We start from the raw sequence: 26999 nt of genomic DNA, 5'->3' as shown, positions 1-26999 counted from the left end.
ACACTAACATGAAGCAAAAACTACGTGTGTCCGCATTTCTGTTTTTATCGGTAGGAATGCTTTTTGCACAGAAAAAATCTCTTACTACAGACGATTTCGACAGTTGGAGGTCTATTGAAAAACGACAATTGTCCAATAACGGAAATTATCTCGTATACGAATACAATGCAGGTAACGGAGACGGCGCCCTTGTTATTACCCATACCGGTACCGGTGTGTCCGATACTATTGCCAGGGGGGCAGATGCCCGTATCAGCGGCAACAGTTCTTTTGTGACTTTCCACATAAAACCTCCTATGGCACTCCGTAGAAAAGCGGAAACCGCGAAATGGAAAAAGGATAAACTTCCGGTAGATTCCCTCGGAGTTTATATTCTCAAAACCGGGGAAATACAAAAATACCCGGATGTAAAGAATTTTAGCATCCCGGTGGAAGGAGGGGATTGGCTGGCATATAAAACTGTAGTGACATCCGGAATCCAAAAGGAAAATGATACGGCTACGGCTTCCAAAAAGAAAGAAAAAGATACGCTGGTGGTTGTTCGGAATCCGCTGAAAAAAGACAGTATCGCATTTCGGAGTGCCAAATCTTTTACCTGGGCCCGTAAGGCAAATAAATTATTGGTGGGAACTGAACAGAAAGACAGCACGGTTACCAGGGTAGCAGTAGTGTATTTTGATGCGGATACTCAAAATGCCGATACCCTGTTTCACGATGAAGGTTCGGTAGAGAAAATCACCCTGGGACCTGCGGGAGAAAAACTGGGATTCCTCTATTCACCGGATACCACCAAGATAAAAATATACGGACTTTACACGGGAAATAAGAAAAAGATTTCCGGGATCGAAATCAAAAATATCCGCAATATCCCGGACAACTGGGTTCCTTCACAGAACGGAAATATATTTTTCTCGGAAAACGGTAAAAGAATGTTTTTCGGGACTGCTTTTCGGGAAGACGAGCACCTGAAAGACACCCTGCTTAATAACGAACGGTCTTCCGTGGATATCTGGTCGTGGACGGATAAACGACTGCAACCGCAACAAAAAGCGAACCTGGCTAAAGACAAAAAGAAGAATTACCTCGCAGTATATGATTTTGATTCCGGAGATGCAATACAATTATCTGATAGTACGCTGGCCGATGTCACAGTATTGGACCATGGTGACGGAAAATATGTACTGGCCGAAGACGGGGATGCCTATCAGAGAGCTTCCTCCTGGACAGGGTTGTGGGTCAGGGACTTTTATGCAGTGGATTTGCAAACAGGAGCAAAGAAGCTTCTGGTGAAAGAGCAGGGCCGCATGTGGATTGGTCCTTCCCAGAAATACGCGGTGTATTACAACCGAAAAGACAGTATTTATTATTCCGTAAACCTGGAGAACAATGTCGAGGTAGCGCTTACCAAAGGTATTGATGTCCCTTTTTACGATGAAAGACACGACACTCCGAGTGAGCCTCGCCCATATGGTGTAGCCGGTTGGTCCAAAGGCGATAAAGCGGTTTTCATATACGACCGCTACGATATCTGGAAACTGGACCCGACAGGAAAGGCCAGGCCCGTAAGAGTTACTGAAAATGGGAGGGAGAACAAAACAGTATACAGGTATCTGCAATTAGATCCGGAAGAAAAATTTATAGATACCGGAAGGCAGGTATGGCTGTCCTCTTTTGAAGAAGTTACGAAAAAAGCCGGGTATGCCTTTGCGGATATAAACCGGGAAAAAATTCCTCAAAAGGTTTTGGAAGGAGATTACAGGTTTGGAACTCCCCGAAAAGCCAAAGACGAGGACAAAGTATTTTTTACCAGGGAAAGTTTTACGGATTATCCCGATGTATGGATAACTACAACAGCGCTAGATACTCCGAAAAAACTTACCGAAGCCAATCCGCAGCAAAAAGAATTTAAGTGGGGAAGTGTTTCACTGGTAGAATGGAAAAACTATGATGACGTGCCTTTGCAAGGCTTACTGTACAAGCCGGAAGATATGGAACCCGGCAAAAAGTATCCCGTGGTGGTATATTATTACGAACTGAATTCGGATACATATCACAGGCATTATATCCCGTCCCCCAGCAGGTCCACGATAAATAAGACTTTTTACACCAGTAATGACTACCTGGTGTTTGTGCCGGACATCGTGTATAAAGAAGGATATCCCGGGCAGAGCGCTTATGATTGTATTGTAAGCGGTGTGGAAAAACTTATTGCGGATCATCCTTATGTAGACGCTTCTAACATTGCCCTGCAAGGACAGAGTTGGGGAGGTTACCAGACCGCTTACCTGATCACCAGGACCAATATGTTTGCCGCAGCCATGGCAGGAGCCCCCGTAAGTAATATGACCAGCGCCTATGGCGGAATTCGCTGGCAGACGGGTATGAGCAGGATGTTCCAGTACGAACATACACAAAGTCGCATAGGCGGAAAACTTTGGGATAAACTGGATCTGTATCTGGAAAATTCTCCCCTGTTTTATGCCAATAAAGTAAATACGCCGTTGCTAATGATGCATAACGATGATGACGGCGCTGTGCCGTGGTACCAGGGAATAGAGTTTTTTGTGGCTTTGCGGAGGCTGGATAAACCCGTATGGATGTTGACCTACAACGGAGAACCCCATAACCTCAAAGGAAGTAGCTGGGGTAACCGGAAAGACCTTTCCATACGGATGATGCAGTTTTTCGATCATTACCTGAAAGGTGAAAAAGCACCGGAATGGATGGAAAAAGGCCGTCCTGCCCTGCAAAAGGAGTATAATAAGGGTTATTAAGTTCATAAATTATTGGGTTATTGGGTTGGGGTCATAGGCCTTAAACCTGGTAACCCAATAACTCCGATCACCAACTAAACCTCCAGTTGCTTTAGTTCCTTGTAATTCCTGTTGAGACGTCTAAGTAAAAAGCCGTAAAGAAGCAGGTAAATACCAAGACATATGCCTATGATAAGCGCAGTGACAAGTACAACAAAGAAGATGAGGATAAGGTGGTCGCTAAGTTGGGAATTCTGCTTGTAAACGTCCCATCCCCCATGTCCTTTGACATAAGCCAGGATGGAAGTACTTATTGAACTTACAGAAATGACGGCAAGGTTGAAAATAATGTAATGTTTTACCGTTTTTCTCGCTTTCAGAATAGAATCCATAAGCCCTTTTACAGAAGAAGTAGCGGATATTTTTTTGTAATTCATATAAAACCGGTAAACAAAGAAAAAGATAACCGGGTAAGTGATATACAACAAGACATCTATAAAAAGATAATTCATCTCCTCCATATAAGAAGGTGTGTAAAACAGGAATACCAGTCCGAGCGAAAGTTCTATCATACTTATAATGAATATCCATTTAACATTCGAAGAGGATTTTTTCCAGATCATTTTATAAATGTCTTCATAAGACAACTTCGGAAACGAGGCCTCTTTTTTCTTCCAGTCCTTTTTTAACAGCTCTAACTCATCCATAACTCTACGGGTTCAAAATAGTTCGTAACTTCGACTTTATCCGGTTCATTTTTACCCTGGCATTTACTTCTGTAATACCGAGGGTGTCGGATATTTCCTTGTAGTTCTTGTCTTCCAGGTACAGAAAGATCAAGGCTTTTTCCACGTCACTCAGTTGTTTTATGGCATCATACATTAATTTTAGTTGTACTTCCTCTTCATCATTGTATTCGCTTGCCTTAAGGTTAATGAGGATGTTCTCATAACTTTGTGTAGGCAGGTTTTTTTTTGATTTGCGATACAGTGTAATGGCAGTGTTCAGGGCAACCCGGTACATCCAGGTACTGAATTTAGCTTCTCCTCTGAATTTGGGATAGGCCTTCCAGAGTTGTATTGTTATTTCCTGGAACAAATCGTTGTGTTCATCCGGAGTTGAGGTATATAACCTACACACCTTGTGTACAATATTTTGGTTCCTTTCCAGCTCAGTAACGAAACTATGTTCCAGTTCTTTGTCCACTAATTAAAGTTATTTTATGATTAGTAGTACATCTCTAAAGATTGTTACAAAAATATGGGGAATAATATGAATCCCGGATACCGGACAAACGCTGTAATAACATGTTTCCGGGAGCCGGGATTTATAACAGATAGTGTGGGCCTTTATTTTCTGTAATCCAGCGCCGGTTCCCGCTGTCCCAGCATAGGAATATATTTAAAGTCGGCACCTCTATTTTCCAGGAATTCTTCTTTGGCCTTTTCGAGTGTCCCCGGGGTGGAAAACAGGTCTATAGCGGTAAGGGTCATGGACTTTGCCGCTATCATCATTCCCTTTTTACCAATACTCGTCCCTCCGGCGGCAACAGCCTGCCAGCTATGAGCGGGTGTTCCGGGCACCCAGGTTGCAGATCCCATACCTACGGTAGGGACGGTAAAGCTAACATCGCCTACATCCGTAGAGCCCCCGGGAGTCCCTGTTTCCTGGTATGGCATTACATTTTTGGCTGCGTCATAATTCACTTTTTCCAAGCCCAGGGTTTTGCCTATTTTTTCCGCAAAGGCTTTTTCTTCTTCCGTATAATCAAAACCTCCAACGGATACCAGGTTATCGTACATTATTTTTTGCAGGGTAAGGTTAGGCAGGAGCTCGTGCGTGCCACCTATCATTTCATATTCCATCGTGGTGCCTGTGCCTAGGGCGGCACCTTCGGCAGCTTTTACCATACGGTCAAAGATATCTACAACAACATCTCTTGTGGCATGCCTGGCATAATAATAAACCTCGGCAAAATCCGGGACCACGTTGGGGGCTTTTCCTCCACTGGTAATGACATAATGTATCCTGGCATCCGAAGGTACGTGTTCCCGCATCATGTTTACCATATAGTTCATGGCCTCTACCGCATCGAGGGCGGACCTTCCTTTTTCGGGAGCGGCAGCAGCATGGGCGGAAATACCGTGAAAACGGAATTTAGCTGATTTATTGGCCAGTGCAGCGCCTGCATTGGCGGCATTTACAGAGGAAGGATGCCAGTGGATAACGGCGTCTACATCGTCAAATGCTCCTTCCCTGACCATATAAACTTTACCGGACCCTCCTTCCTCTGCGGGACAACCATAAAAACGGATGGTCCCTTTAACCTTATTGTCTTCCAACCAGTTTTTAACGGCTATGGCCGCTGCAGTTGAAGCCGTGCCGAAAAGGTGGTGCCCGCAGGCGTGTCCCGCTTTTTCGTCCCGGGATTTTTTTTCGGGAACCGCTTCCTGCGATAGCCCGGGTAAAGCGTCATATTCCCCGAGGATACCGATCACCGGTCCGCCATTGTTATATTCGGCAATAAATGCGGTAGGTATTCCCGCTATACCTGTTTTTACGGAAAAACCCTCGTCCTTTAAGGTTTTTTGTAGTAGTGCCGAACTTTTTTCCTCCTGATATCCCATTTCGGCATACTCCCAGATAGATTGGGCAATATCGCCATAAAATGTACTCTTTTTGTCTAACTGGGAAAGTAATTTATCCGTGTTTTTTTGAGAGTAACATAGTGAACTAATTAATAAAAATGTTAATAGTGTAATGTTTGGTCTTTTCATAGTGAATTTTTTTGATATAAATTTAATATAAAAAGCAGGATGGCATAAGGAAGTGTAACGCATTTTTTAAAATATGTTGATTTTGTAATTTTTTTGAGGGAATAAATTGAATCTGTTCAATAATAAAGAGGCAGATAAGACTTACCTTTGTATTATAAATCTCAATTCTTTATAATGAATATTCCAAAGACCAGTTCTCCCAGGATCGTAATCATAGGCGGAGGTTTTGCCGGCCTTGAATTGGCAAAGCGCTTAGGGAAACAGGACGTCCAGGTGGTCATGCTGGATAAACACAATTATCACACATTTCAGCCATTATTATACCAGGTAACCACCGGAGGCCTGGAACCCGATTCCATTGCCTATCCCATTCGGAAAGTGCTGAAAAACTATCCGAATTCTTATTTCAGACTGGCCCATGTGGAGCGTATAGAACCGGAGAAGAAAACCATACATACGGATATAGGATTTATAACTTATGATTACCTGGTTATAGCTACGGGTTCCAGGACCAATTATTTCGGGAATAACAATATAAAGGAAAACGGAATGGCCATGAAGACCATCCCGCAGTCATTGAACCTTCGTAGCCTTATTCTCGAAAATTTTGAACAGGCGTTGCTTACCAATGACCTGGACAAGCGAAATGCCCTTATGAATTTTGTAATAGTGGGGGCCGGGCCTACCGGGGTGGAACTTGCCGGTGCCCTGGCCGAGATCAAGAAGGGAATCTTGCCTAAAGATTACCCTGACCTGGATATACGACAGATGCAGATAAACGTTATCCAGGGAACAGACAGGGTATTGGATGCCATGAGCCCGAAAGCTTCTAAAAAAGCCGAAGAATTTCTGGAAAAACTCGGGGTCAATATCTGGAAAAGCGCCTTTGTCACGGACTATGACGGCTATAAGGTAGCCACCAATACCGGGCTGTCTTTTGAAACGGAAACTCTCATATGGACTGCAGGAGTGGAGGGCGCAACACTGAAAGGTGTGGATGGGAAAGAATTGATTGCCAGGGGAAATCGTATTAAAGTGAACGAATTCAGCCAGGTGCAGGAATATGAAAATGTTTTTGCTATAGGAGATGTGGCCTATATGCCTACCGAGAAATATCCGGAGGGACACCCCATGATGGCCCAGCCGGCGATACAACAGGGAAAATTGCTGGGGAATAACCTGGTTAAATACATACAGGGTAAGCCTATGAAGCCTTTTCGCTATTTCGATAAAGGTTCTATGGCCACCGTAGGAAGGAATAAGGCGGTTGTAGATCTTCCACGATGGAAATTTCAAGGGGTTTTTGCCTGGTTTGTATGGATATTTGTGCACCTCTTTGCCCTGATAGGCTTTAAAAATAAAATGGTCGTATTTGTCAATTGGTTATATAACTATATCCGTTTTGACCGGGAAGCAAGACTTATTATCCGACCTTATAAAAAGAAGGGAAGGGAAGCGGCGATTAAGTGATAACTATCTCCGCGCTATTCTTTTTCCAGGTTTCTTGGGTGGTATTTATGAACTACTTCTGCCAGTTGAGACCTGTCTACATGCATATAAACTTCGGTAGTGGTAATACTTTCGTGCCCCAGCATTTGCTGAATGGCCCGGAGATCGGCCCCGTTTTGCAGTAAATGAGTGGCAAAGGAATGCCGGAAGGTATGGGGACTGATATTTTTTTTCAACCCGGATTTTTCCGCCAGGCGTTTGATAATGGTGAATATCATGGCGCGGGTAAGCTGTTTTCCTCTTCGGTTCAGAAATAACGTATCCTCATGCCCCTTTTGGGCTTTAATATGCACTCTTATTTCATTCCTGTACATGTTGATGAGTTTTTGTGTTACCGGTGCTATAGGTACAAAGCGCTGCTTATCCCCTTTACCGGTGACTTTTATAAAACCTTCGTCAAAGAACAGGTCCGATATTTTTAATGCCGTGAGTTCCGATACCCGGAGACCACAGCTGTACAAGGTCTCCAGCATAACCCGGTTACGTTCTCCTTCCGGGGTACTGAGGTCAATGAAACCGATGAGGTTGTCTATATCTTCCTGTGAAAGGGTGTCCGGCAATTTCCGGCCTATCTTTGGCGATTCTATGAGTTCCATCGGGTTGTCCTTACGGTAATCTTCGAAGATGAGGTAATTGAAAAAGCCGCGCAATCCGGAAAGTATCCTTGCCTGGGACCGTGCGTTAACTTCCATGGCTATTTCGTAGACGAATTGCTGAACGATTTCTGCCGTAATGGTAATGGGAGATTGTTTTATATTATGTGTGTCCAGGAAGAGAATAAGCTTCTTTACATCAAGCGAATAGTTTTCCAGGGAGTTGGCTGACAGCCCCCTTTCTATACGCAGGTAATGACCGTAATCTTTCAGTGCTTGTTCCCAGTTCACTTTGTAAATATAGCGGTTTTTGGAATATGGGAACATAACAGAGGAAGTATGCGGGGCAAACGCATTTTAAAATTCACACGGTTTGTTTCCGGTTTTTTAGTTTTGGAGTTCTGAGTTGAGGAGTTCTCCAAAATTATTAGTGTATTCCCCGATTTAGAATATATGACAAAATTTGTTTTGGGCAGATAAGGGATTGAATTGTCCTGAAGGAACACCTCCCCGGCCCCTCTATACCCCCCCAACCCCTCTCAAGAGGGGAGCTGTGACGTTTTTTAAATAGAAGAAGAGTAACTTTCCCCTTGAGGGGGGCAGAGGGAAAACTTAACGAAGTAATCAGAAATCGAAAAAAACTATGGATTTCTAATCCATCCAAAGTAATAGAGTTTCAACTCCGAACTCCCAACTCCAAAACTCATTAACTTTTCATCTACCCTAAGGGAGTAGGAAATAATAGGATGCTAATAAATATGTATTTTTATTCTATGGATCAGAAACTGTATTTCATCGCTATGGTTCCTCCGCCGGATGTCCGCGAGCGTGTCAGGGCGTTGAAAGAAGAATTGAAGAACAGGTTTGGGGTGAGGCACGCATTGAAATCCCCGGCGCATATTACCCTGCAAATGCCATTTCGGAGAGACCCGGCCGAAGAATCGGCCATGTCAGGTGTTTTGGAAGAGTTCGCTACGGGACAATTATCTTTCCCGGTGGGCCTATCCGGATTTGACAGTTTTCCGCCAAGAGTTATTTTTGTGAAGGTCAAAAATCACAAACCGATTAGGAGACTTTACGAAAGCTTGCGTAACGTGTTGTCGGACAGATTGAAATTTTCGGAGAAGGAAATGTCACATAAATTCCATCCGCATATGACCATTGTTACACGTGACCTTGATGAAGATTTATACCAGCAGGTCTGGCCCGAATACGAGTCACGGAAATTTGAAGCTTCTTTTACTGCCGGGAACATATGCCTGTTAAAGCACAATGGCAGGTTTTGGGATATTTATAAAGAGTTCGGCTTTACTCAAAAGTAAGATTGATAAATATGGCCCGGCTGTACATATTACTGATATTTCCGGTCCAGGGACTTGCCGGATTGTCGTCAGGTTTCAACTCGTCACTAAGGGCAAATACACCGCGAATAGACGGGGAAAATTTAAAGTAATACAGGTAAAAATCAATACCGAATCCCACTTCGTAGTAATACGCCTGTTTTTTCATCCGGAATTTGCCCTCCCGGTTATCTTCCCTGCTGCTTTCATTACTCCCCAGGTTCATGGAAGAGGAAAACCCACCAACTATATAGGGCTTGATGTTCCCCATACGTTTGGTGCCCACTTTCAGGAGTAAAGGAACATGTATATAGGTCGATTTTACTTCCCGAAGGCCATCCGGTTCGCTAAAAGTACCATCATCATTATAAAAACCAGGAAAATAGAGGTCTCTCTGGGTGTAGTACAGCCCGGGTTCCAGGCGAAGGTTCATATAATCGTTTATGCGAAGGTCTCCTATGAGCCCCACATTGAAACCTATGGTTTTGTTTACCTGTACGTCCCTGAGATCCTGCTGGGAGTCGTATTCGTTGTAATCAAATTTAAAATCGTATTGGTTGACTCCCAGGAAATACCCCCAATGGAGTGGTTGTTTGTCAAAATTCTCCAGGTTTATTATCGGGTTTTCATTCAACTGGGAAAAGGCGCTATAGCTGCACAGGGTCAGCGCCAGGGCACAAAGTAGAGTCTTGTTCATACGGTTAAAGTTTCCGGATTGTTATGGTATAACATGACTTTTTATTTAGATGCTACATATATGGTAGCTACCCCAAGAGTCTGGGGATGGTGTTTTACTTTTATAAACCCGATTTTTGCCAAAATATTGTTCAGTTTTTCTCCATGAGGAAAAACAGAGGCGGATTCGGACAGGTAAGCGTAAGCGGAACGGTCTTTGGAAAAGACTTTTCCGATAAGAGGCAGAATGTGTCTGGTGTATAGATTATAGCCCTGTTTATAAGGTGTTCTGGTGGGGACGGAGGTCTCTAATATCACGAAACAACCACCAGGCCTCAGAACCCTTAAAATTTCGGCAAGGCCTTTTTGCAGGGTTTCAAAATTCCTTACGCCGAATGCTACGGTTACAGCGTCAAAAGAATTGTCTTCAAACGGAAGGTTTTCGCTGTCACCAAGAACCATCTCAATGGTATCGTCCAGTTTTTTTTCCGCAATTTTTCTTTTCCCTACTTCCAGCATGCCCGAAGATATATCAAGACCCACGATCTTTTTGGCTCCTGTCTGCGCCAGGTTAATGGCCAGGTCCCCCGTTCCCGTGGCTATATCCAGAACGGTTTCCGGTTGGATATCTTTAACGATCTGTACCACCTTTTTTCGCCATTTTATATCAATACCGAAAGAAATAACCCTGTTCAGTCCGTCGTATTTCCCCGAAATAGTGTCGAACATTTGAGTAACCTGTTCCTTTTTTCCCAGCTTGGAATCTTTGTAGGGAGTAACATTTTCTGACATCAAAAAAATTTTTGACAAAGATACGATACAAAGTTAGAAGTACGAAGTACGAAGTTGGAAGTGGGGGGCGGAATATCATATCGGGTTGCAGGCGGGAAATGAAAAAGCCACGGATCAGTCGTTAAATTCGTGGCTTTTTCTTTTTCTATAAAAATGTCAGGTCCCGGAAGTTATGCCAGGGCCTCTTTTATTCGCTTTAGTGCTTCTCTGAGTTCCTCTTCGGAAGCCGCGTAAGATATACGGATGCAGTTCGGGTTTCCGAAAGCTTCTCCTGTTACGGTGGCTACATTAGCTTCTTCCAGCAGGTAAAGGGAGAAGTCGGAAGCGTTTTCTATCATCTTCCCTTTTAAAGTTTTTCCGAAGAAAGCGGATATATTAGGGAAAACATAGAAAGCTCCTTCGGGTACATTAACCTGGAATCCGTCGATCTCGCTGAGAAGTTGCAGTACCAGGTCCCGTCTTTTGTGAAATTCATCGATCATGTACTGTATCTTGCTTACCGGTGCTTCCAGGGCGGTAATGGTGGCCCTCTGGGCTATACAGTTGGCACCACTGGTTATTTGTCCCTGCATTTTGTTGCACGCACGGGCAACCCATGAAGGTGCACCGATATACCCGATACGCCATCCGGTCATGGCGAAGGCTTTGGATACGCCGTTTACGGTAACCGTTCTGTCGTACATACCGTCTATAGTTCCGATGCTCACATGACCGCCGGTAAAATTGATGTGTTCGTATATCTCGTCAGATACTACATATATCTGCGGATGTCTTCTCAAGACTTCGGCCAGGGCTTCTAATTCTTCTTTGCTGTAGACAGAACCACTCGGGTTACAGGGAGAACTGTACCACAACATTTTGGTTTTCGGTGTAATGGCTGCTTCCAGTTGCTCCGGGGTCATTTTAAAGTCGTTCTCTATGGAAGTGGGAACTTCAACCGGAACACCTTCTGCGATCTTTACGATATCGGAATAACTCACCCAGTAAGGGGCGGGAAGTATCACTTCATCACCGGGATTGATCATTACCAGTGCTATGTTGGCCAGCGATTGTTTTGCCCCTGTAGAAACCACTATTTGATCGGGTTTGTAGGTAAGGTTGTTATCGCGTTTGAATTTAGTGATGATCGCATCCTTCAGATCGGCATAACCGTCTACGGGCGAATAACTGTTATAGTTGTCGTTAATGGCCTGTATTGCGGCTTCTTTTATAAAATCGGGAGTGTTGAAGTCGGGTTCTCCCAGGCTCAGTCCGATGATATCCTTTCCTTCTGCTCTGAGTTCCCTGGCTTTAGCTGCCATGGCCAGTGTGGCGGAAGTAGACATGTTCAGGATTCTTTCAGATAGCTTTTGTTCCATGAGTTGTTGTTCCATCTGTCGTATAAGTTCTTAATTGTAAATATACACGGGTTTTTTACCCAATGCTTTCAGGTGTTTAAAGTGCGAAATTATAGCTTTTCTGGTAGATTCGTACTCATAATAAGGCAAATTAAATTCGTTGGCGGTCTGTTTAACAATTTTAGCAATATTTGTGTAATGTATATGGCTGATACTGGGAAAAATATGATGTTCAACCTGGTGATTGAGCCCCCCGGTAAACCAGTTTACAACCCTGTTCCTGGTAGAGAAATTGGCAGTGGTAAACAGCTGGTGAATGGCCCAGGTATTTTTCATGGTGCCTGTTTCGTCCGGCATCAGGGTTTGGGTATCTTCGACAATATGGGCCAGTTGAAATACAATGCTCAAAATAAGTCCGGCAGTATAGTGCATCATAAAGAACCCGATGAGGATCTTCCACCAGGCAATGTCCAGCACCAGCATAGGGAGTACTATCCACAAAGAAATGTAAATGAGTTTACTGATAATAAGTACACTCCACTGTTTTACCGGGCTTTGGAGCTTGCCATAGGATAGTTTCCGCTTTAAATACCGTCGCATTTGCCGTATATCGGTTGTTATGGCCCAGTTTATGGTGAGCAATCCGTACAGGAATATGGAATAATAATGCTGGAACTTGTGAAACCTGCGCCATTTGGCATGTTCGGAAAACCGGATGATCCTGCCGGCATCCAGGTCCTCGTCATGTCCGTGAATGTTTGTATAGGTATGGTGTAGCACATTATGCTGTACCCTCCAGTTATACACATTGCCTGCCAGGATATAGATACTGGCCCCCATAAGGTTGTTTATCCAGGGTTTGGACGAATAGGAACCGTGATTGCCATCGTGCATTACGTTCATTCCTACTCCTGCCATTCCAATGCCTATGACCACGGTCAGTAATAATTGCAACCATTGGTTGATGTCGAGGGTAAGGATGATGAAATAGGGAGTGAGAAAAATGGAAAACATAATAATGGTCTTCAGGTAAAGTTTCCAGTTTCCCGTTCTCTTTATGTTGTTTTCCTTAAAATAAGCATTGACCCTTTTATTCAGTGTCCTGAAAAAATTTTGTGTGTCCTTCCTTGAAAATCTTAGTGTCTCGTTTTCCATTAAAATAATATGTTCTAAATAGTGTTCTATGGAACTTCCTTTAAGTGATACCAGTCGTTTCTGTTTTACCAGGTGTTATTATCTTACAATATTTTTAAGGGATTCTTATCTTAAAAAAGTTATTCTGAGTATTAACCCCGGTTAAAAACAACCCTTTACGAATCTTCAAAAATAACCAATTCGTCACAGATGATGTGTATAAGGAGGCTACAAATTTTAGTTTTGCTTATTTTTGCCCAAAATACAATCCATGTCCTTCGAAGTAATTCTGAAATATTTTCCCGGGCTCCCGGAAGAACAGGCATCCCGTTTTGAACAACTGGAATCGTTGTATACCGAATGGAATGCCAGAATAAATGTGATCTCCAGGAAAGATATCGGGGAACTGTATATCCGGCACGTACTGCATTCCCTGGGGATAGCCCGGGTACAATCTTTTAATCCCGGGAGCAGGGTACTGGACGTGGGTACGGGAGGAGGTTTTCCCGGCATACCGCTAGCCATACTCTTCCCGGATACGGAGTTTTATATGGTGGATGCCATCGGCAAAAAAATAAAAGTGGTACAGGCCGTTGCGGAAGCCCTCGGACTAAAGAATGTAAAGGCCGAACATACCCGGGTGGAAAAAGTAAAAGGGCAGTTTGATTTTGTGGTAAGCCGTGCCGTAACCAATATGCCTGATTTTGTAAAATGGGTTAACAATAAAACCAGCAGGGAACACCGGCACGATCTTAAAAACGGTATTCTGTACCTAAAAGGCGGGGATCTCAACGAAGAATTAAGGCCATTTCCCAAAGCAACCGAATACCTGCTTTCCGATTATTTTGATGAAGCCTTTTTTGAGACAAAGAAGGTAGTGCATGTGCCGTTGTAGAGATGGAGATCTTAGATGTTGGATTTTAGTACACGACAAAATCAGATTTACCCTGCCCCAAAAGGGAATCCGATTTTCCTCGTCCCGATATGTATCGGGATCTCCCTTTGGGGTCAAATCCCGAAAGCTTTCGGGAGAGGAAAATCCTGCGGAATTGAATTTTGTCATGTACTAATATGTTGGACATAAGACGGCTATTTTTTTGGAAGGAGAAATGAGATCCGGAACCATTGTCAAATAATTGGCCGGCCTGTCAAATCCTCAATTTCTTTCGAATGCCCTGCCATCGGTAATTGCGGATAAACCTTCCTTCTTCTTCCGTAACCAGGAAGGGGATAGCTTGTTTCCTGGCAGCGAAATATCCTTCAATGTTATATTTCAAAACTTTCCATTTTTTTTGTTTCCAGGCAGTCTTGGCCGATGCTATAAAAGTGATGAGAACACCATAACGCATGGTATACATGGCTTGCCCCTGCAGTAGCCTGGCTTTTTTTGTATAAGAACCGCCGGTAGGGCGAAGGTGTTTTATTTCCAGGTTTTCGACAGTTCGTACTTTAAAACCGTGATACCTCGCAAGAAGGGTATCGACCGTATCCCATCCGATAGCAGGTTTTAATCCGCCGATTTTTTCGAAACATATTTTGGAATAGGCCTTTACCGGGCCGCGAACGTGATTTTTGTCGGCAATAGCTTCGTAAATCCAGGTGTTGTCCTGCCGGATGTAAACCAAACCGCCGGCGATACCTACGGAATTATCTTCCCGGAATGCACCGGCAATAGTGGCAAAATAATCCGGAGGGAGTACAACATCAGCATCCATTTTTACGATAAAGTCATAATTGTTGTCCAGGGTTTCCAGACCTTTATAGAAAGCACGTATTACCTTACCTCCCGGGAGATGCTCTAACAATGCATCTTCATTGGTTACCATTTTCGCCCAGGAATGCTTCGCGGTAAATTCGGAAACGATAACAGGAGTATTGTCTGAGGAATTATCGTTGACGACAACGAGTTTGCTGGGTAAAAGCGTTTGCTTTTCCACAGATTCCAGAGCCTGTTGAATAAAAGAAGCTTCGTTACGGGCGGGTATGATGATATAGTAGTTCATTGGATACTATGTGACTTCGGTTGTGAAGCGACAAGATACAAAAGTAAGGAATGGTGGTGATCTCTTGATGTGGATTTATGAAAAAAGCTGTTATGTACCAACATTCCGACGGAGATAAAAGAGATTCAGAAAGAAAAGGATTTTTAGTATCTTTTCAAAATAAAGATTCCGGTTGATGCCGGAATTATGTTACGGAGACCGATAGATTGTAATTATGTCTGTTATCCGTTCAGGACTGATTGTATAATTATAATGAGTAAGTGATGAAATATTTTCCCGGTTTAGTACTGCTTTTTCTCTTTTTTCAAAGCTGTAAACAAGAGGTGAACAAAATAAATCAATTCAAGTCTGGCAGTGATACCCTGGTAATCCGGACAGAAAAGAAAAAAGGAAATGGGGTATTGCCATCTATGGCAGGGGCACTGGATTTTAAGACGTCCCTTGAAAAGTTTCCTTATGATGTGATTTTTCCAACAGACATATCCGATGTAAAGCGCGTTCAGATAAAAGCAGATTTGAGTGCAGAGGAACCCTATTATACGGATATAATAAGCGGTATGCGCGGAGAAGAAAAAATATTTATAATAGACGAAAATAATAATCGGGATTTAAGGGATGATTCCATTCGTATCTATCGGGATATGGATTGGCATTCTGATGATGATCTGGTTAAGTTCAATTTTCGGATATCCAACGGTATAGAGGTAGTCAGAGATTCCGCCTGGGTACGAATAGGAGGAATGAACGGCATGCTGTTATTTGGGAAAGGGGAGCATTTAGAAGGAAAATTCATGGTGGATGAAAAAAAATATGTAGTTGTGGCGACCGATAAAAATTCAACGATTGATTTTGTATACCGGGGCTTTACGTCGGAAATTGCAGTCCTGGCTCAGAACCAAACAGAGAAGGATACGTTATTTCAATGGGATATATTGAAAAAAGGTGAATTTTTGAACCTGGGTGGGACTTATTACAAATTTGACAGTATTACCAACAACGGAGACTATATAACGCTGATTAAAGAAAGGAATTTTGAAGATGAAATTGGAATACAGGTGGGAATGATAGCGCCGGAATTTACGGGTATATCCGTGACAAAAGATACTATCCGTAGTTCGGATTTGCACGATAAGATTACCGTGATCGCGAACTCTTGTGGCTGTGGGGGAGATACACTTTCTACCCAAGCGTATTATGAAATTAAAAAAGCCTACGGAGACCGGATACATGTTCTTCGCCTGGATTCCGGCATTAAATCAGGGAAAGAGGGAATTCAAATAGATATGGAGGAGAAGTTTAATAAGGGTATGTATACGAAATACCGTTTTATGTACTGTTCCCGGATGTGTTATGTTATAGATAAAAACAATAGAATACTGGATAGGTTTAAAGTGGGAGACTGGAATTCCCACTTACCCGGGCTTATTGATTGAGAAATCAAACAAATCCGGTTAATTGCAAAAGGAATTAAGCTATTTAAATACAGAGGTACCGAACCCCGACGGAGTTTGATTATTTCTTCCGCTCTGCATAAACCATATAATACCTTGGAGTGAAATATCGTAATAAAGGACGAATGCCTATTTTTTTTACCGGGTTGGTCCATTTTTTCCGGGCTTTTATTTCCCATCCGGCTTTTTCCAGGAGCCAGTCGAACTGCCAGTCTTCAAATTCGTGGTAGTGCCTGTCCCACATATCGGTTTTGTTTCGATAGGCGGAAGCAAACCACAACCGGAGTGGAATAGAAGCCACAAGCTTATCTGCTTCTATTGCTTTCACCACGTTGTAGGGGGCTACAAGGTGTTCGAAAATCTCGAAAGCGGTTACTACATCATATCCGTTTTCGGTGACGCTGCGTACGTCCGTATCCAGGTCTTCCCCTTTGGTATTGGTTACCCGGTAGCCTTCCTTTTCCATCACCTCGGAAAAGGGGTTGGGAGTGCCGAGGTCCAGTATCCGGGCATTGGAGGGAATGTATTCCCTGAGAAAATCTAATGTTATCCTGTACCTTTTTTTTGGAAAGTTGTTTTCGTACATATTTAGCATTTATAGACGACGGCATTGATATTCATACCGGCGCCGACACTTGCAAATATAACAACATCTCCCTTATGTATGGACTGACGTTCGATTTCTCCCTTTTTTACCATATCCAGCAAGGTAGGAATGGTGGCTACGGAGCTGTTCCCCATTTTTTGTATATTCATGGGCATGATGTCTTCCGGAACATCTTTTTGGTAGAGACGGAAGAAGCGCTTTATAATGGCTTCGTCCATTTTTTCATTTGCCTGATGGATAAATATTTTCTTAACGTCATCTATGGATACTCCACTTTTGTCCAGGCAGTCTTTCATGGCCTGGGGAACATGAATACAGGCGAATTCGTATATCTTTCTTCCGCACATTTTTATATAGCGCGTGTTCGGGCAGAGAGTTTTGTTAAAGGAGCTGCCGTAATAGATGTAATAGGCTTCATCGTGGGTGTAGCTGGCAGATTCCCAGGCAAGGATACCTTCGTCTTTTTCTGAAGTTTCAACTATTGTAGCCCCGGCACCATCGGAGAATATCATGGAATCCCTGTCGTGTTTATCGATAACTCTGGACAAGGTTTCTGCCCCGATAACCAGGCATTTTTTTGCCATACCGGCTTTGATAAAGGCCTGGGCCTGTATGAGTCCTTCTACCCAACCGGGACAGCCGAAAAGAAGGTCGTAGGCAACGCATTTCGGGTTTTTGATCTGAAGCGAGTGTTTTACCCTGGAGGCCAGGCAGGGGACCGTGTCGCCCTGTATGGAACCGTGCTTTACATCACCGAAATTATGAGCAACAATGATGTAGTCTAAAGTTTCGGCGTCTATACCTGAATCCTCGATGGCTTTCTCTGCTGCAAAAAAAGCGAGATCAGATGTATTGAGATGTTCTTTGGCATAACGTCTTTCCGTAATACCGGTTATAGCTTTGAACTTGTCTATAATAACCTGGTTTGGAGGATCAAGCCTGACACCATTGGCATCCAAGAATTCATGTTCGTAAAAACCCGAATTCAGCTCTACTTCGGAAGGAATATAGCATCCCGTACCGGTGATTTTGATATTCATTGTACGAATAATTTTTTCTAAAGGTATGGAATTGCTTTTTATTTTTGTTATGCATGCATAACAAAAAATACGATGTCCAATAGCCTTTATAATTCAGATAAAACTGTCAAACGAAAATAAATATTAAAAAAGGCTTTCCGGGAAATTTCCCGGAAAGCCTTGTGAAATTGTAAATTTTGCCAATTTTATTCCGCTTCCGCATATTCTTCTATCGGAGCACAAGTACACATCAGATTACGATCGCCATAGGCATCATCTACTCTCCTTACTGAAGGCCAGAATTTGTTTTCCGGGATGTAATCCAGCGGGTAAGCGGCTTCCTTCCTGGTGTATGGCAGGTGCCATTCTTCTGCTGTGAGCATTTCCAGGGTATGAGGGGCATTTTTCAGTACGTTGTTTGCATCCTCTGCCGTAGCTTTATCTATTTCAGACCGTATGGAGATCATGGCGTCACAAAAGCGGTCGAGTTCTTCCAGATTCTCACTTTCCGTAGGTTCGATCATTAGTGTGCCTGCTACCGGAAATGACACGGTAGGCGAGTGGAAACCGTAATCCATCAAGCGTTTAGCTATATCGGTGACTTCAATTCCGTTTTTCTTAAAAGGCCTGCAATCCACAATCATCTCATGTGCCGCCCTGCCTTTTTCCCCGGTATAGAGCACATCAAAGTGTCCGCTAAACCGGTTCTTGATATAGTTCGCGTTGAGGATAGCATATTTAGTTGCATTCATCAGGCCGTTAACTCCAAGCATTTTGATGTAGCCGTAAGAGATGAGGCATACGAGAGCACTTCCCCAGGGAGCCGCCGAAATTGCGGTTATGGCATGGTCACCTCCTGTTTTTATTACGGGGTTGGATGGCAGGAATTTCACAAGGTGCTCCGCGACACATATGGGGCCTACCCCGGGGCCGCCGCCGCCGTGTGGAATGGCAAAGGTCTTATGCAAGTTAAGGTGGCATACGTCTGCCCCGATGGTAGCCGGATTGGTAAGGCCTACCTGGGCATTCATATTGGCACCGTCCATGTATACCTGTCCGCCGTTGTCGTGTATGATCCTGGTAATCTCTTTTATGGAAGATTCGAATACCCCGTGTGTGGAAGGATAGGTTACCATAAGGGCAGCCAGGTTGTCTTTGTGTTTCTCTGCTTTTTCACGCAGGTCATCCACATCGATATTACCTTTTTCGTCGGTTTTGGTCACCACTACTTTCATTCCGGCCATTACTGCCGAAGCGGGATTGGTACCGTGGGCAGAGGCAGGGATAAGGCAGATATTCCTGTTTGCCTCTTCATTGGCTTTGTGATAGGCCCGGATAACCATCAGCCCGGCGAATTCTCCCTGAGCTCCTGAATTCGGTTGCAGGGATGTTCCGGCAAACCCGGTAATGACATTGAGCTGTTGTTCGAGTTCGCGAAGTACTTCCTGGTAACCTTCTACCTGTTCAACAGGAACAAAGGGGTGAATGTTTGCCCACTGTGCCATGCTTACGGGTAGCATCTCGGAAGCTGCGTTCAGTTTCATGGTGCAGGAACCGAGAGAGATCATGGAGTGGTTAAGAGAAAGGTCTTTTCGCTCCAGTTTCCGCAGGTATCGCATTAAAGCGGTTTCGGAATGATAGGCATTGAATACTTCGTTTTCGAGGAAAACGGATGTTCTTTGCAGTGCTGCCGGGATTGCGGTTGTTTCTTTAAGAGAATCGAGAGTAACGGTTTCTTTTTCCGCGGCTTCTGCGAAAACAGCAATGATATCGTTGAGGTCGTCTGTAGATGTAGCTTCATTTATAGCCACTGAAACAGTATTGTCGTCGATGTACAGGAAGTTGATCTCATGGCGCTCTGCTACTTCACGTATCCTGGCGGCATTCGTCTTAAATATCAGGGTGTCAAAGTATGAAGAATTGGTTTGTTCATAACCGAGTTGCTCCAAAATGCCGGAAAGCGAAACGGCAGAACGGTGTACTTTACTTCCTATGTATTTCAGGCCTTCCGGTCCGTGATAAACGGCATACATCCCGGCCATGACGGCGAGGAGTACCTGTGCGGTACAGATGTTAGAAGTGGCTCTGTCCCGTTTTATATGCTGTTCACGGGTTTGTAACGCCATCCGGAGTGCACGGTTGCCATTTGCGTCTTTGGTAACTCCTATAATCCTTCCGGGAATATTTCTTTTGTATTCTTCTTTTGTAGCGAAGTAAGCTGCGTGAGGTCCTCCGTATCCCATCGGTATCCCGAAACGCTGTGTGGTTCCTACTACCACGTCTGCTCCGAACTCACCGGGAGGGGTAAGCATAACCAGGCTCAGGATATCGGCGGCTACGGCTACTTTAATGTCATTTTCTTTGGCCTTGCTAACAAAGTCTCTGTAATCGTAAATCTGTCCGTATTTACCGGGATACTGAAGGATAGCCCCGAAGAAATCCGAAGTGAAATCAAAAGTCGTATGATCTCCTATTACCAGTTCTACTCCCAGAGGGACAGCCCTGGTTTTTAGGATAGATAGGGTTTGTGGTAATATCTCCCCGGATATAAAAAATTTAACGATGTCGTTTTTTTTCTGATCCCTGGAACGCAGTTCAAAAAGCATGGCCATTGCTTCGGCTGCAGCGGTGCCTTCATCGAGAAGGGAAGCATTGGCAAGCGGCATGCCCGTAAGGTCGCAGATCATGGTCTGGAAATTGAGCAATGCCTCCAGTCTTCCCTGTGCGATTTCTGCCTGATAAGGGGTGTAAGCCGTATACCAGCCCGGGCTCTCCAGCACGTTTCTTTTTATTACGGAAGGGGTGAAGGTTTCGTGATACCCCAACCCGATGTATGATTTGAACATTTTGTTCCTGGCGGCCAGTTTCTGGATGTGATAAAGAAACTCGTTCTCACTCAGAGCCCTGGGAAGGTCCAGGTTTTCTTTTAATCGTATGTCATCCGGAATGGTTTCGCAGATCAGTTGATCCAGGCTTTCCACTCCTATGACACTCAACATTTTATTAAGGTCGCCCTCTCGCGGGCCAATGTGGCGTACTGCAAAAGAATCTGTTCTCATTCTCTAAAATTAAGTGTATGTGTAAATTAGTCGTGTTTGCGGCGCAAAAATACATATTATATTTATTAAAAATAACCTTTTACATGTTCTTGTACACAAAGTTTTTAACGGCAGAATCGGGAATATTTTTAATGGTTTGTAAGGAAATAAAGTCTATTCTTTATTTTTGTCCGATGAGCATTTTAACAAAGGTATTTAACTTCTATATCGAGGCAAGTATACATGTTGCCCTGGCGGCTTATTCGATGACGATTATTACCTTGCTGAATTTCGGGATCCCGTATGATAAAAATGTTTGTTACGTGGTTTTTTACGGGACTATAGTCGGATATAACTTTATTAAGTATGGTAGCGAGGCCAGGCGGTTTTATATCGTAAAAACCAGATATGTAAAAAGTATACAATATTTCAGTTTTATCTGTTTTGCTTTGTGCGGATATTATTTGTTTCGTCTTAGTCCCTATGCTCTCCTGGTTCTCGGGGCCCTTGTGGTACTTTCCTTTTTTTACGCGGTGCCTCTTTATGCGTCCTTTCGCAATATCCGAAATTTACCGGGGATAAAGATCTTTATTGTAGCCCTGGTGTGGAGCGGGGTAACGGTTCTACTTCCTGTGGTAAACAATTACAACATACTAACCACCGAAAACGGATTGGTGAGGGATGTAGGTCTGGAGTGGCTGCAACGCTTTCTGTTTGTTGTGGTGCTAACCATCCCTTTTGAAATCCGGGATATGGCTGTGGATGATCTTTCATTGGGAACCATACCGCAAAAAATAGGTGTTCGTAGTGCAAAATTACTTGGCATAGTTTTATTGCTTCTGGTCCTGGTGCTGGAGATGCTTAAACAAAACAAGTTGTGGCCGGACGGATTGGCTTTGCTGGTAATAGCAATACTGGTAACTATAGCCCTGATTAATTCGAGAATCAAACAAAATAAATATTATTGTAGTTTCTGGATAGAGGGCATACCGGTTTTGTGGGTGCTGTTATTGGTATTTCTGAAAGAGTTATAAATGAACTCATTTAAACTTGCCTTAATTGGCTGCAAAAAGCCCTTTTTGCCCCACAGATTGTCTTTTTCTCGCAGCGTAGCGCTGCTATGTTGCTCAAAAAAGCCTGCCTGTAGAACAAAAATTGCTATTTTTCGCTTCAATCAAAAAAGTTTAAACGAGTTCAATAAATTCATTAATTTTATATCGAATTAAATTTTGTATGTCATGAAGTATTTGCTGGTAATTTTTTGTTGTCTTACGGGGATGTTTGTCCGGGGGCAGGTCAAGGATGTGGATATCACAAAAATGGATGAAAAGGAATTAGCCGGGAAGTTCCTGGTGGATGTGCGCACTCCGGAAGAGTATGGGGAAGGACATATACAGGGAGCATTAAACCTGGACTATTCCGCCCCCGATTTTATAGGACAGTGGAAAGGGATCGATAAGACAACGCCGGTTTATTTGTATTGCAAAATGGGTAAACGAAGCGCTAAAGCTTCAAAGACGTTGGATTCACTGGGATTTAAAGAGGTGTATAATCTGAAAGGCGGTTACCTGGCCCTGGAAAAGGCTAAGAAAAAATAAAAAAGTGTGGTGTCAAAGAAATATAAACACCACACTTTTTGTCTTGTAAGAGAACCGGTTCAGGAAACTTTTTCCAACAAACCAGCCCTACGGAGCAGGGCATCCGGTTTCGGTTCCTGTCCGCGAAAACGTTTGTAAAGGGTCATCGGGTTTTCTGTTCCGCCTTTAGAAAGTACGTTGTTTTTGAACCTGGTAGCCACTTCCTTATTGAAAATTCCTTTTTCCTTAAATAATTCAAAGGCATCCGCATCCAGTACCTCTGCCCATTTATAGCTGTAATACCCTGAGGAATATCCTCCCTGGAAGATATGAGAAAATGCAGTACTCATACAGGTTTCGGGAGTTTCCGGATAAAGATTGGTAGCGGCAAAAGCTTTGGCTTCATGCATTTTTACATCGGCTACGGAGGTAGGGTCAATACCATGCCAACTCATATCCAGAAGTCCGAAGCTGAGTTGTCTGAGAGTTTGCACTCCTTCCATAAAACTTGAAGACTCTTTAATTTTTTTTATGTATTCCATAGGAAGATCTTCCCCTGTTTCGTAGTGCCTGGCAAAGAGTTGTAAAGCTTCCTGTTCGTAACACCAGTTTTCCAGAACCTGGCTGGGGAGTTCCACAAAATCCCAATATACACTGGTGCCGCTCAGGGAGGGGTATGTGGTATTGGCCAGCATACCGTGAAGGGCGTGTCCGAACTCATGGAATAGCGTAGTGACCTCGTTAAAAGTAAGTAATGAGGGTTTTGTTTTTGTAGGTTTGGTGAAGTTGCATACAATAGATATATGCGGACGATCGTTGATCCCGTTTTTAATACATTGTGATTTATACGAAGTCATCCATGCACCGTTCCGTTTTCCCGGCCTTGGGAAAAAGTCCGCATAAAAAAGAGAAATAAATTTGCCATCGTTATCCGTTACCCTGTAGGTCTTGACATCTTCATGATATTTGTCTACGTCATGGACTTCTTCGAAGTTGAGGTCATATAGTTTATTGGCTACGGTAAATACACCTTGGATTACATTTTCCAGCTTAAAATACGGCTTGAGCTTTTCGTCATCGAGATCGAACAATTTTTGTTTAAGCTTTTCCGTATAATAGGCGCCGTCCCATTTTTGCAATTGATCAATACCGTCCTGTTCGCGGGCGAATTCCTGTAATTGTACGAACTCTTTTTGCGCTGCGGGTTTTGCCTTTTCCAGAAGCTCATTAAGGAAATCATTAACCTTTTCCGGGGTTTCGGCCATACGTTCTTCCAGGACATAATGGGCGTGTGTTTTATACCCGAGCAGCTTGGCACGTTCGCACCGGAGACGTGCGATTTTGAGGATGATTTCCCGGTTGTCCAGTTCGTTGCCGTGAAATCCTTTACTTCCGGAAGCGAGCAGCATTTTTTTGCGGAGTTCACGATTGTCCGCATATGTCATGAACGGAATAAAACTAGGATAGTTCAGGTTAAATACCCATCCTTCTTTATCCTTGCTTTCCGCGAGATTCCTGGCAGCTTCCACGGCTCCTTCGGGAAGTCCGGAAATATCCTTTTCATCGGTTAAATGGAGTTCGAACTTATTGGTTTCCGCAAGGACATTTTCTCCGAACTTCAGGCTGAGCGAAGAGAGTTCCTTATCAATTTCCCGCAGTTGTTTTTTTTTGTCTTCGGAAAGCCCTGCACCATTCCGGGCAAAACTCTTATATCGTTTTTCCAGCAATGTCTGTTGTTCTGTGTCCAATTCCAGGTTTTCTCTCCGGAGATAAACCGCTTCGATACGTTTGAAAAGATCCTGGTTGAGCCGTATGTCATTTCCGAATTCGGCCAGCAGGGGAGAAACTTTTTGTGCCAGCTTCTGGATTTCATCGTTGGTCTCGGCGCTGTTAAGGTTAAAGAACATACTGGTAATCCTGTCCAGAAATTCCCCGGAATATTCCATGGCCTCTATGGTGTTTTGAAAATCAGGAGTTTCGGGATTTGAAGTTATTTCGTCGATTTCCCTCTTGGCGTTTTCAATTTCATTTTCTATAAGAGACAGGTAGTCCCCGGGTTGTATTTTACCGAAAGGGGTAAAGCCGTACGGGTTGTTAAAAAGTTCTTTGGTGTTGTGCATAGATATGTTTTTTCTACATACGAATATAGGATATCCCCGGGAGAAGAAAAAGTAAAGTGTGGAAAGCTATAGAAAATGGGGTGCTATAGGAAAAAAAGAAGCTGCCTTTTTACAGACAGCTTCTTGGGATTACTGTGCTTATTAAAATTAACATTTACATGTTAAACTACCCCAAAAATAAACAACAGTAAAAATCTAAACCAACCATGAATCTTAAAACAACTAACTAATCTGAAACTTTATATAGTATAAAGTATGTTCTCTGCTTTATTGATCATCCTGACAGTGTCAAAGAATCACAGGTCAAATATCCGATAAGTTTGGTTTTTCGGGATTTTGAAAGTTGTCTCATTTGAATAAATCGATAAAGCGCTTTGTTTTATCGATGAAATGCAAAAATGTGTTCGATATTATCATATGACTAGACTTTTATATGTTACCTTATGGTCAGGATTTAGATCAAGGAAGGCTATAAAAGCAAGCTCAATAATGATTGTCTGGTCTCCTGCTGGCATTCGTTTGGGCTCCGTGTATCGATGCGTGCCACGGTAAAGGAGTAATCATGAACGCGCCACTAAAGCTATTCATGCTGTGAGCCGGTTTAGCTATCACCCTGGTTCGGGCTTTAGGGGGCAAGCCGAAAAGGTTGGCCGCCGTAGCGGCAGTGGCTTTTATTGTCCTTGCCAGGGTAATCCGGAAACGTTTCCGGATTTAGAAACCGTGTAGATTTTTGTTTCCGAACAAGCCGGGATAGTGCCATTTAAGGGATTGTGTTTACACCGAACCGGGTTGGGTTAGCCGCTAAAGCAACCCGGTTAGCGGCTAACCCATTCCCTTTAGCTGCTAACCGGACCCCTTCCGGCGTCAAAGGGATTGGGGCATGGAGCACGAAGTATGAAGCATGAAGCAGGAAGTTTAGGGAGTTACTGGGGTAGAGGTGTATTGTTTTTAACTTCGTATACCGCAAGTCATTTGTAGACCGGTATGGAATATATAAATCCGCTGTCTGAGCATGCTCTGAAATGATGTGTTGTAAATGGTCTTATGGCAACTATTACCTGAGTAAACCGTATGAAGAACTGGTACGCCTCCGGGAATCCTTTATCAGATGCTTTATTGATATTATGGGCTTTAAGCTATAAGATTGCCAATTTTACAGAGCGGGTTTTTAGGGGATCTTGAAAAGTGTCTTATTCTATAAAACGCAGAAGTGTCCTTGATCATATTATATATTTACTCTTTTTGATGTCTGGAATTTATGGTAGGGTAAAATATAAAGAAATATAATCTTTATACCCGTTGTGCATTTTAAACAATGCTGATCTTAATATTATTGATATTTCTGTTGAAAATGAATTTATTGATGTACTGAATCACAGTAAGTGCCGTTATTTTTGACAACACCCTTGTTTTGAGCCCTTCGAAGGATTTAGCATAGTTCCTGCGGATCATAAACTGGTCACATAGCTGTGAAAATAAAGTTTCTATGCGTTTTCTGGATTTTTTAAATACAAAGGGCTGCTCTCTGTAATCACCTTGGTTCTTGCGCATCGGGGTACTCAATTCAATTTGGTGGTTCTCAAAGAGGTTCAACTGGACTTCTGCCGAAAGATACCCCTTGTCCCCGAGCAGGACACAATCAGACAACTGCATCTTGATATCATCGAGGTAATTAATATCATGTACAGAGGCCGGGCTCAGGTCAAAACTTTGAAAGACCCCACCTATAGAGCACACCGCATGTAACTTATACCCATAAAAATAAAGGTTTTGAGAGGCGCAGTACCCTTTGTCGGGGAAAGCATAATCCTCTTCCCTGCATACCTTGCTGCGGGAGGAGCGGGAAAGCTTGCATACTTCCAAAGGCATACTGTCCACTACAAAGTAATCTTCAAACTCATTGAAATGCTTGGCCAATGATCCCCGTATCTTATCCAAATAGGGCATTAAACGTCTACGGCGACGGTTGTACACGCTGCGTTCAATCTTACTGGTAAGATGGTTGGGGAGCATCCGGAAAAGATGGTTTTCGCTGTCAATTGCCATATATTCAGCGGTTAAACATAAGCCAACTACTTCCAAATCACTCATCCGAGGGCTTCGCCTTTGGTAAGGAAGCAGTTGTTCTTCCGATATTTTTCTTAGTACTTCCAATATTCTTTCGTAATTTGCATTTAAGTTGTTCATCGTAAATGTTTTGTGGTAAAAACAATTTACTGACTATCAGTCAAATTGAACAACTTTTTTCTTTTTAAATCATAATGCACAACGGGT

The 26999-nt window shown here is 43.3% G+C and carries 21 protein-coding genes; 7 read left to right on the top strand and 14 right to left on the bottom strand.

From position 1 onward, the window contains the following. The first annotated feature begins 8 nt into the window (after nucleotides 1–8). A complete protein-coding gene (locus ACVBDY_RS05600; protein ID WP_447174485.1) occupies nucleotides 9–2774 on the top strand; it encodes an alpha/beta hydrolase family protein in 2766 nt (921 codons plus the stop codon). Between the two features lie 74 nt (nucleotides 2775–2848). Here ACVBDY_RS05600 and ACVBDY_RS05595 read toward each other — a convergent pair whose 3' ends face one another. From ACVBDY_RS05595 to ACVBDY_RS05585, 3 genes are all read right to left on the bottom strand, one after another. Then, nucleotides 2849–3460, bottom strand: coding sequence for a DUF8845 family protein (locus ACVBDY_RS05595; protein ID WP_447174484.1), 612 nt, complete (start codon nucleotides 3458–3460; stop codon nucleotides 2849–2851). Nucleotides 3461–3464: 4 nt separating this feature from the next. After that, a complete protein-coding gene (locus tag ACVBDY_RS05590; protein ID WP_447174483.1) occupies nucleotides 3465–3959 on the bottom strand; it encodes an RNA polymerase sigma factor in 495 nt (164 codons plus the stop codon). A gap of 143 nt (nucleotides 3960–4102) precedes the next feature. Continuing rightward, complete coding sequence (locus ACVBDY_RS05585) at nucleotides 4103–5530, bottom strand: M20 family metallopeptidase (protein ID WP_447174482.1); 1428 nt, start codon at nucleotides 5528–5530, stop codon at nucleotides 4103–4105. Nucleotides 5531–5704: 174 nt separating this feature from the next. On the opposite strand from ACVBDY_RS05585, the gene ACVBDY_RS05580 reads away from it, so the two are divergent. Beyond that, nucleotides 5705–7000 carry an NAD(P)/FAD-dependent oxidoreductase gene (locus ACVBDY_RS05580; RefSeq protein ID WP_447174481.1) on the top strand — a complete coding sequence of 432 codons (1296 nt, stop codon included), beginning with the start codon at nucleotides 5705–5707 and terminating at the stop codon, nucleotides 6998–7000. A 14-nt stretch (nucleotides 7001–7014) separates the two neighbouring features. On the opposite strand, the gene xerD is transcribed toward ACVBDY_RS05580, so the two are convergent. Further along, nucleotides 7015–7923, bottom strand: coding sequence for a site-specific tyrosine recombinase XerD (gene xerD, locus ACVBDY_RS05575; protein WP_447174480.1), 909 nt, complete (start codon nucleotides 7921–7923; stop codon nucleotides 7015–7017). A gap of 482 nt (nucleotides 7924–8405) precedes the next feature. On the opposite strand from xerD, the gene ACVBDY_RS05570 reads away from it, so the two are divergent. Further along, complete coding sequence (locus tag ACVBDY_RS05570) at nucleotides 8406–8954, top strand: 2'-5' RNA ligase family protein (protein WP_447174479.1); 549 nt, start codon at nucleotides 8406–8408, stop codon at nucleotides 8952–8954. On the opposite strand, the gene porT is transcribed toward ACVBDY_RS05570, so the two are convergent. The 4 genes from porT to ACVBDY_RS05550 form a co-directional block, all read right to left on the bottom strand. Then, nucleotides 8941–9669, bottom strand: a complete 729-nt coding sequence (porT, locus tag ACVBDY_RS05565) for a type IX secretion/gliding motility protein PorT/SprT (protein ID WP_447174478.1) — start codon at nucleotides 9667–9669, stop codon at nucleotides 8941–8943. The two genes, ACVBDY_RS05570 and porT, sit on opposite strands and share 14 nt — an antisense overlap. A gap of 41 nt (nucleotides 9670–9710) precedes the next feature. After that, nucleotides 9711–10439 carry a bifunctional demethylmenaquinone methyltransferase/2-methoxy-6-polyprenyl-1,4-benzoquinol methylase UbiE gene (ubiE, locus tag ACVBDY_RS05560; protein ID WP_447174477.1) on the bottom strand — a complete coding sequence of 243 codons (729 nt, stop codon included), beginning with the start codon at nucleotides 10437–10439 and terminating at the stop codon, nucleotides 9711–9713. A 170-nt stretch (nucleotides 10440–10609) separates the two neighbouring features. Next, nucleotides 10610–11797 carry a pyridoxal phosphate-dependent aminotransferase gene (locus tag ACVBDY_RS05555; protein ID WP_447174514.1) on the bottom strand — a complete coding sequence of 396 codons (1188 nt, stop codon included), beginning with the start codon at nucleotides 11795–11797 and terminating at the stop codon, nucleotides 10610–10612. A gap of 30 nt (nucleotides 11798–11827) precedes the next feature. Continuing rightward, entirely contained in the window at nucleotides 11828–12931 is a 1104-nt protein-coding gene (locus ACVBDY_RS05550) for a fatty acid desaturase family protein (protein ID WP_447174476.1), read from the bottom strand. A gap of 250 nt (nucleotides 12932–13181) precedes the next feature. Here ACVBDY_RS05550 and rsmG point away from each other — a divergent pair, with 250 nt between their 5' ends. Beyond that, nucleotides 13182–13805: a 16S rRNA (guanine(527)-N(7))-methyltransferase RsmG gene (gene rsmG, locus ACVBDY_RS05545; protein WP_447174475.1), complete on the top strand. Its 624-nt coding sequence runs from the start codon at nucleotides 13182–13184 to the stop codon at nucleotides 13803–13805. Between the two features lie 253 nt (nucleotides 13806–14058). Here rsmG and ACVBDY_RS05540 read toward each other — a convergent pair whose 3' ends face one another. Further along, entirely contained in the window at nucleotides 14059–14913 is an 855-nt protein-coding gene (locus ACVBDY_RS05540) for a glycosyltransferase family 2 protein (protein ID WP_447174474.1), read from the bottom strand. 323 nt (nucleotides 14914–15236) lie between these two features. On the opposite strand from ACVBDY_RS05540, the gene ACVBDY_RS05535 reads away from it, so the two are divergent. Then, nucleotides 15237–16346 carry a hypothetical protein gene (locus ACVBDY_RS05535; protein WP_447174473.1) on the top strand — a complete coding sequence of 370 codons (1110 nt, stop codon included), beginning with the start codon at nucleotides 15237–15239 and terminating at the stop codon, nucleotides 16344–16346. Nucleotides 16347–16425: 79 nt separating this feature from the next. Here the strand turns inward: ACVBDY_RS05535 and ACVBDY_RS05530 are convergent, their stop codons facing one another. The 3 genes from ACVBDY_RS05530 to gcvP all read right to left on the bottom strand — a co-directional run bounded on the left by ACVBDY_RS05530 (nucleotide 16426) and on the right by gcvP (nucleotide 21049). Beyond that, nucleotides 16426–16950, bottom strand: a complete 525-nt coding sequence (locus ACVBDY_RS05530) for a methyltransferase domain-containing protein (RefSeq protein ID WP_447174472.1) — start codon at nucleotides 16948–16950, stop codon at nucleotides 16426–16428. Between the two features lie 2 nt (nucleotides 16951–16952). Next, a complete protein-coding gene (locus ACVBDY_RS05525; RefSeq protein ID WP_447174471.1) occupies nucleotides 16953–18011 on the bottom strand; it encodes a 3-oxoacyl-ACP synthase III family protein in 1059 nt (352 codons plus the stop codon). A 185-nt stretch (nucleotides 18012–18196) separates the two neighbouring features. After that, a complete protein-coding gene (gene gcvP, locus ACVBDY_RS05520) occupies nucleotides 18197–21049 on the bottom strand; it encodes an aminomethyl-transferring glycine dehydrogenase (protein ID WP_447174470.1) in 2853 nt (950 codons plus the stop codon). Between the two features lie 173 nt (nucleotides 21050–21222). Here gcvP and ACVBDY_RS05515 point away from each other — a divergent pair, with 173 nt between their 5' ends. Both ACVBDY_RS05515 and ACVBDY_RS05510 read left to right on the top strand, forming a co-directional pair. After that, the gene (locus ACVBDY_RS05515; protein WP_447174469.1) at nucleotides 21223–22062 is read left to right on the top strand and encodes a UbiA prenyltransferase family protein; all 840 of its coding nucleotides are present in this window, start codon (nucleotides 21223–21225) and stop codon (nucleotides 22060–22062) included. Nucleotides 22063–22266: 204 nt separating this feature from the next. After that, nucleotides 22267–22626 carry a rhodanese-like domain-containing protein gene (locus ACVBDY_RS05510; RefSeq protein ID WP_447174468.1) on the top strand — a complete coding sequence of 120 codons (360 nt, stop codon included), beginning with the start codon at nucleotides 22267–22269 and terminating at the stop codon, nucleotides 22624–22626. 59 nt (nucleotides 22627–22685) lie between these two features. Here ACVBDY_RS05510 and ACVBDY_RS05505 read toward each other — a convergent pair whose 3' ends face one another. Next, entirely contained in the window at nucleotides 22686–24725 is a 2040-nt protein-coding gene (locus tag ACVBDY_RS05505) for a M3 family metallopeptidase (RefSeq protein WP_447174467.1), read from the bottom strand. 1308 nt (nucleotides 24726–26033) lie between these two features. Beyond that, nucleotides 26034–26912 (bottom strand): IS982 family transposase, encoded by an 879-nt coding sequence (locus ACVBDY_RS05500; RefSeq protein WP_447174384.1) that lies wholly within the window; start codon nucleotides 26910–26912, stop codon nucleotides 26034–26036. Nucleotides 26913–26999: the final 87 nt, after the last annotated feature.

The organism is Sinomicrobium halophytocola (assembly GCF_052983395.1).
This window is presented reverse-complemented; position numbering and strand designations above follow the sequence as displayed.

Coding starts and splice junctions, on each gene's coding strand:
- ACVBDY_RS05600 (WP_447174485.1), top strand. CDS start 9: ATGAAGCAAAAACTACGTGTGTCCGCATTTCTGTTTTTATCGGTAGGA.
- ACVBDY_RS05570 (WP_447174479.1), top strand. CDS start 8,406: ATGGATCAGAAACTGTATTTCATCGCTATGGTTCCTCCGCCGGATGTC.
- ACVBDY_RS05510 (WP_447174468.1), top strand. CDS start 22,267: ATGAAGTATTTGCTGGTAATTTTTTGTTGTCTTACGGGGATGTTTGTC.
- ACVBDY_RS05525 (WP_447174471.1), bottom strand. CDS start 18,011: ATGAATATCAAAATCACCGGTACGGGATGCTATATTCCTTCCGAAGTA.
- ACVBDY_RS05505 (WP_447174467.1), bottom strand. CDS start 24,725: ATGCACAACACCAAAGAACTTTTTAACAACCCGTACGGCTTTACCCCT.
- ACVBDY_RS05540 (WP_447174474.1), bottom strand. CDS start 14,913: ATGAACTACTATATCATCATACCCGCCCGTAACGAAGCTTCTTTTATT.
- ACVBDY_RS05550 (WP_447174476.1), bottom strand. CDS start 12,931: ATGGAAAACGAGACACTAAGATTTTCAAGGAAGGACACACAAAATTTT.
- ACVBDY_RS05595 (WP_447174484.1), bottom strand. CDS start 3,460: ATGGATGAGTTAGAGCTGTTAAAAAAGGACTGGAAGAAAAAAGAGGCC.
- ACVBDY_RS05530 (WP_447174472.1), bottom strand. CDS start 16,950: ATGTACGAAAACAACTTTCCAAAAAAAAGGTACAGGATAACATTAGAT.
- gcvP (WP_447174470.1), bottom strand. CDS start 21,049: ATGAGAACAGATTCTTTTGCAGTACGCCACATTGGCCCGCGAGAGGGC.
- ubiE (WP_447174477.1), bottom strand. CDS start 10,439: ATGTCAGAAAATGTTACTCCCTACAAAGATTCCAAGCTGGGAAAAAAG.
- rsmG (WP_447174475.1), top strand. CDS start 13,182: ATGTCCTTCGAAGTAATTCTGAAATATTTTCCCGGGCTCCCGGAAGAA.
- porT (WP_447174478.1), bottom strand. CDS start 9,669: ATGAACAAGACTCTACTTTGTGCCCTGGCGCTGACCCTGTGCAGCTAT.
- ACVBDY_RS05555 (WP_447174514.1), bottom strand. CDS start 11,797: ATGGAACAAAAGCTATCTGAAAGAATCCTGAACATGTCTACTTCCGCC.
- ACVBDY_RS05500 (WP_447174384.1), bottom strand. CDS start 26,912: ATGAACAACTTAAATGCAAATTACGAAAGAATATTGGAAGTACTAAGA.
- ACVBDY_RS05515 (WP_447174469.1), top strand. CDS start 21,223: ATGAGCATTTTAACAAAGGTATTTAACTTCTATATCGAGGCAAGTATA.
- ACVBDY_RS05580 (WP_447174481.1), top strand. CDS start 5,705: ATGAATATTCCAAAGACCAGTTCTCCCAGGATCGTAATCATAGGCGGA.
- ACVBDY_RS05585 (WP_447174482.1), bottom strand. CDS start 5,530: ATGAAAAGACCAAACATTACACTATTAACATTTTTATTAATTAGTTCA.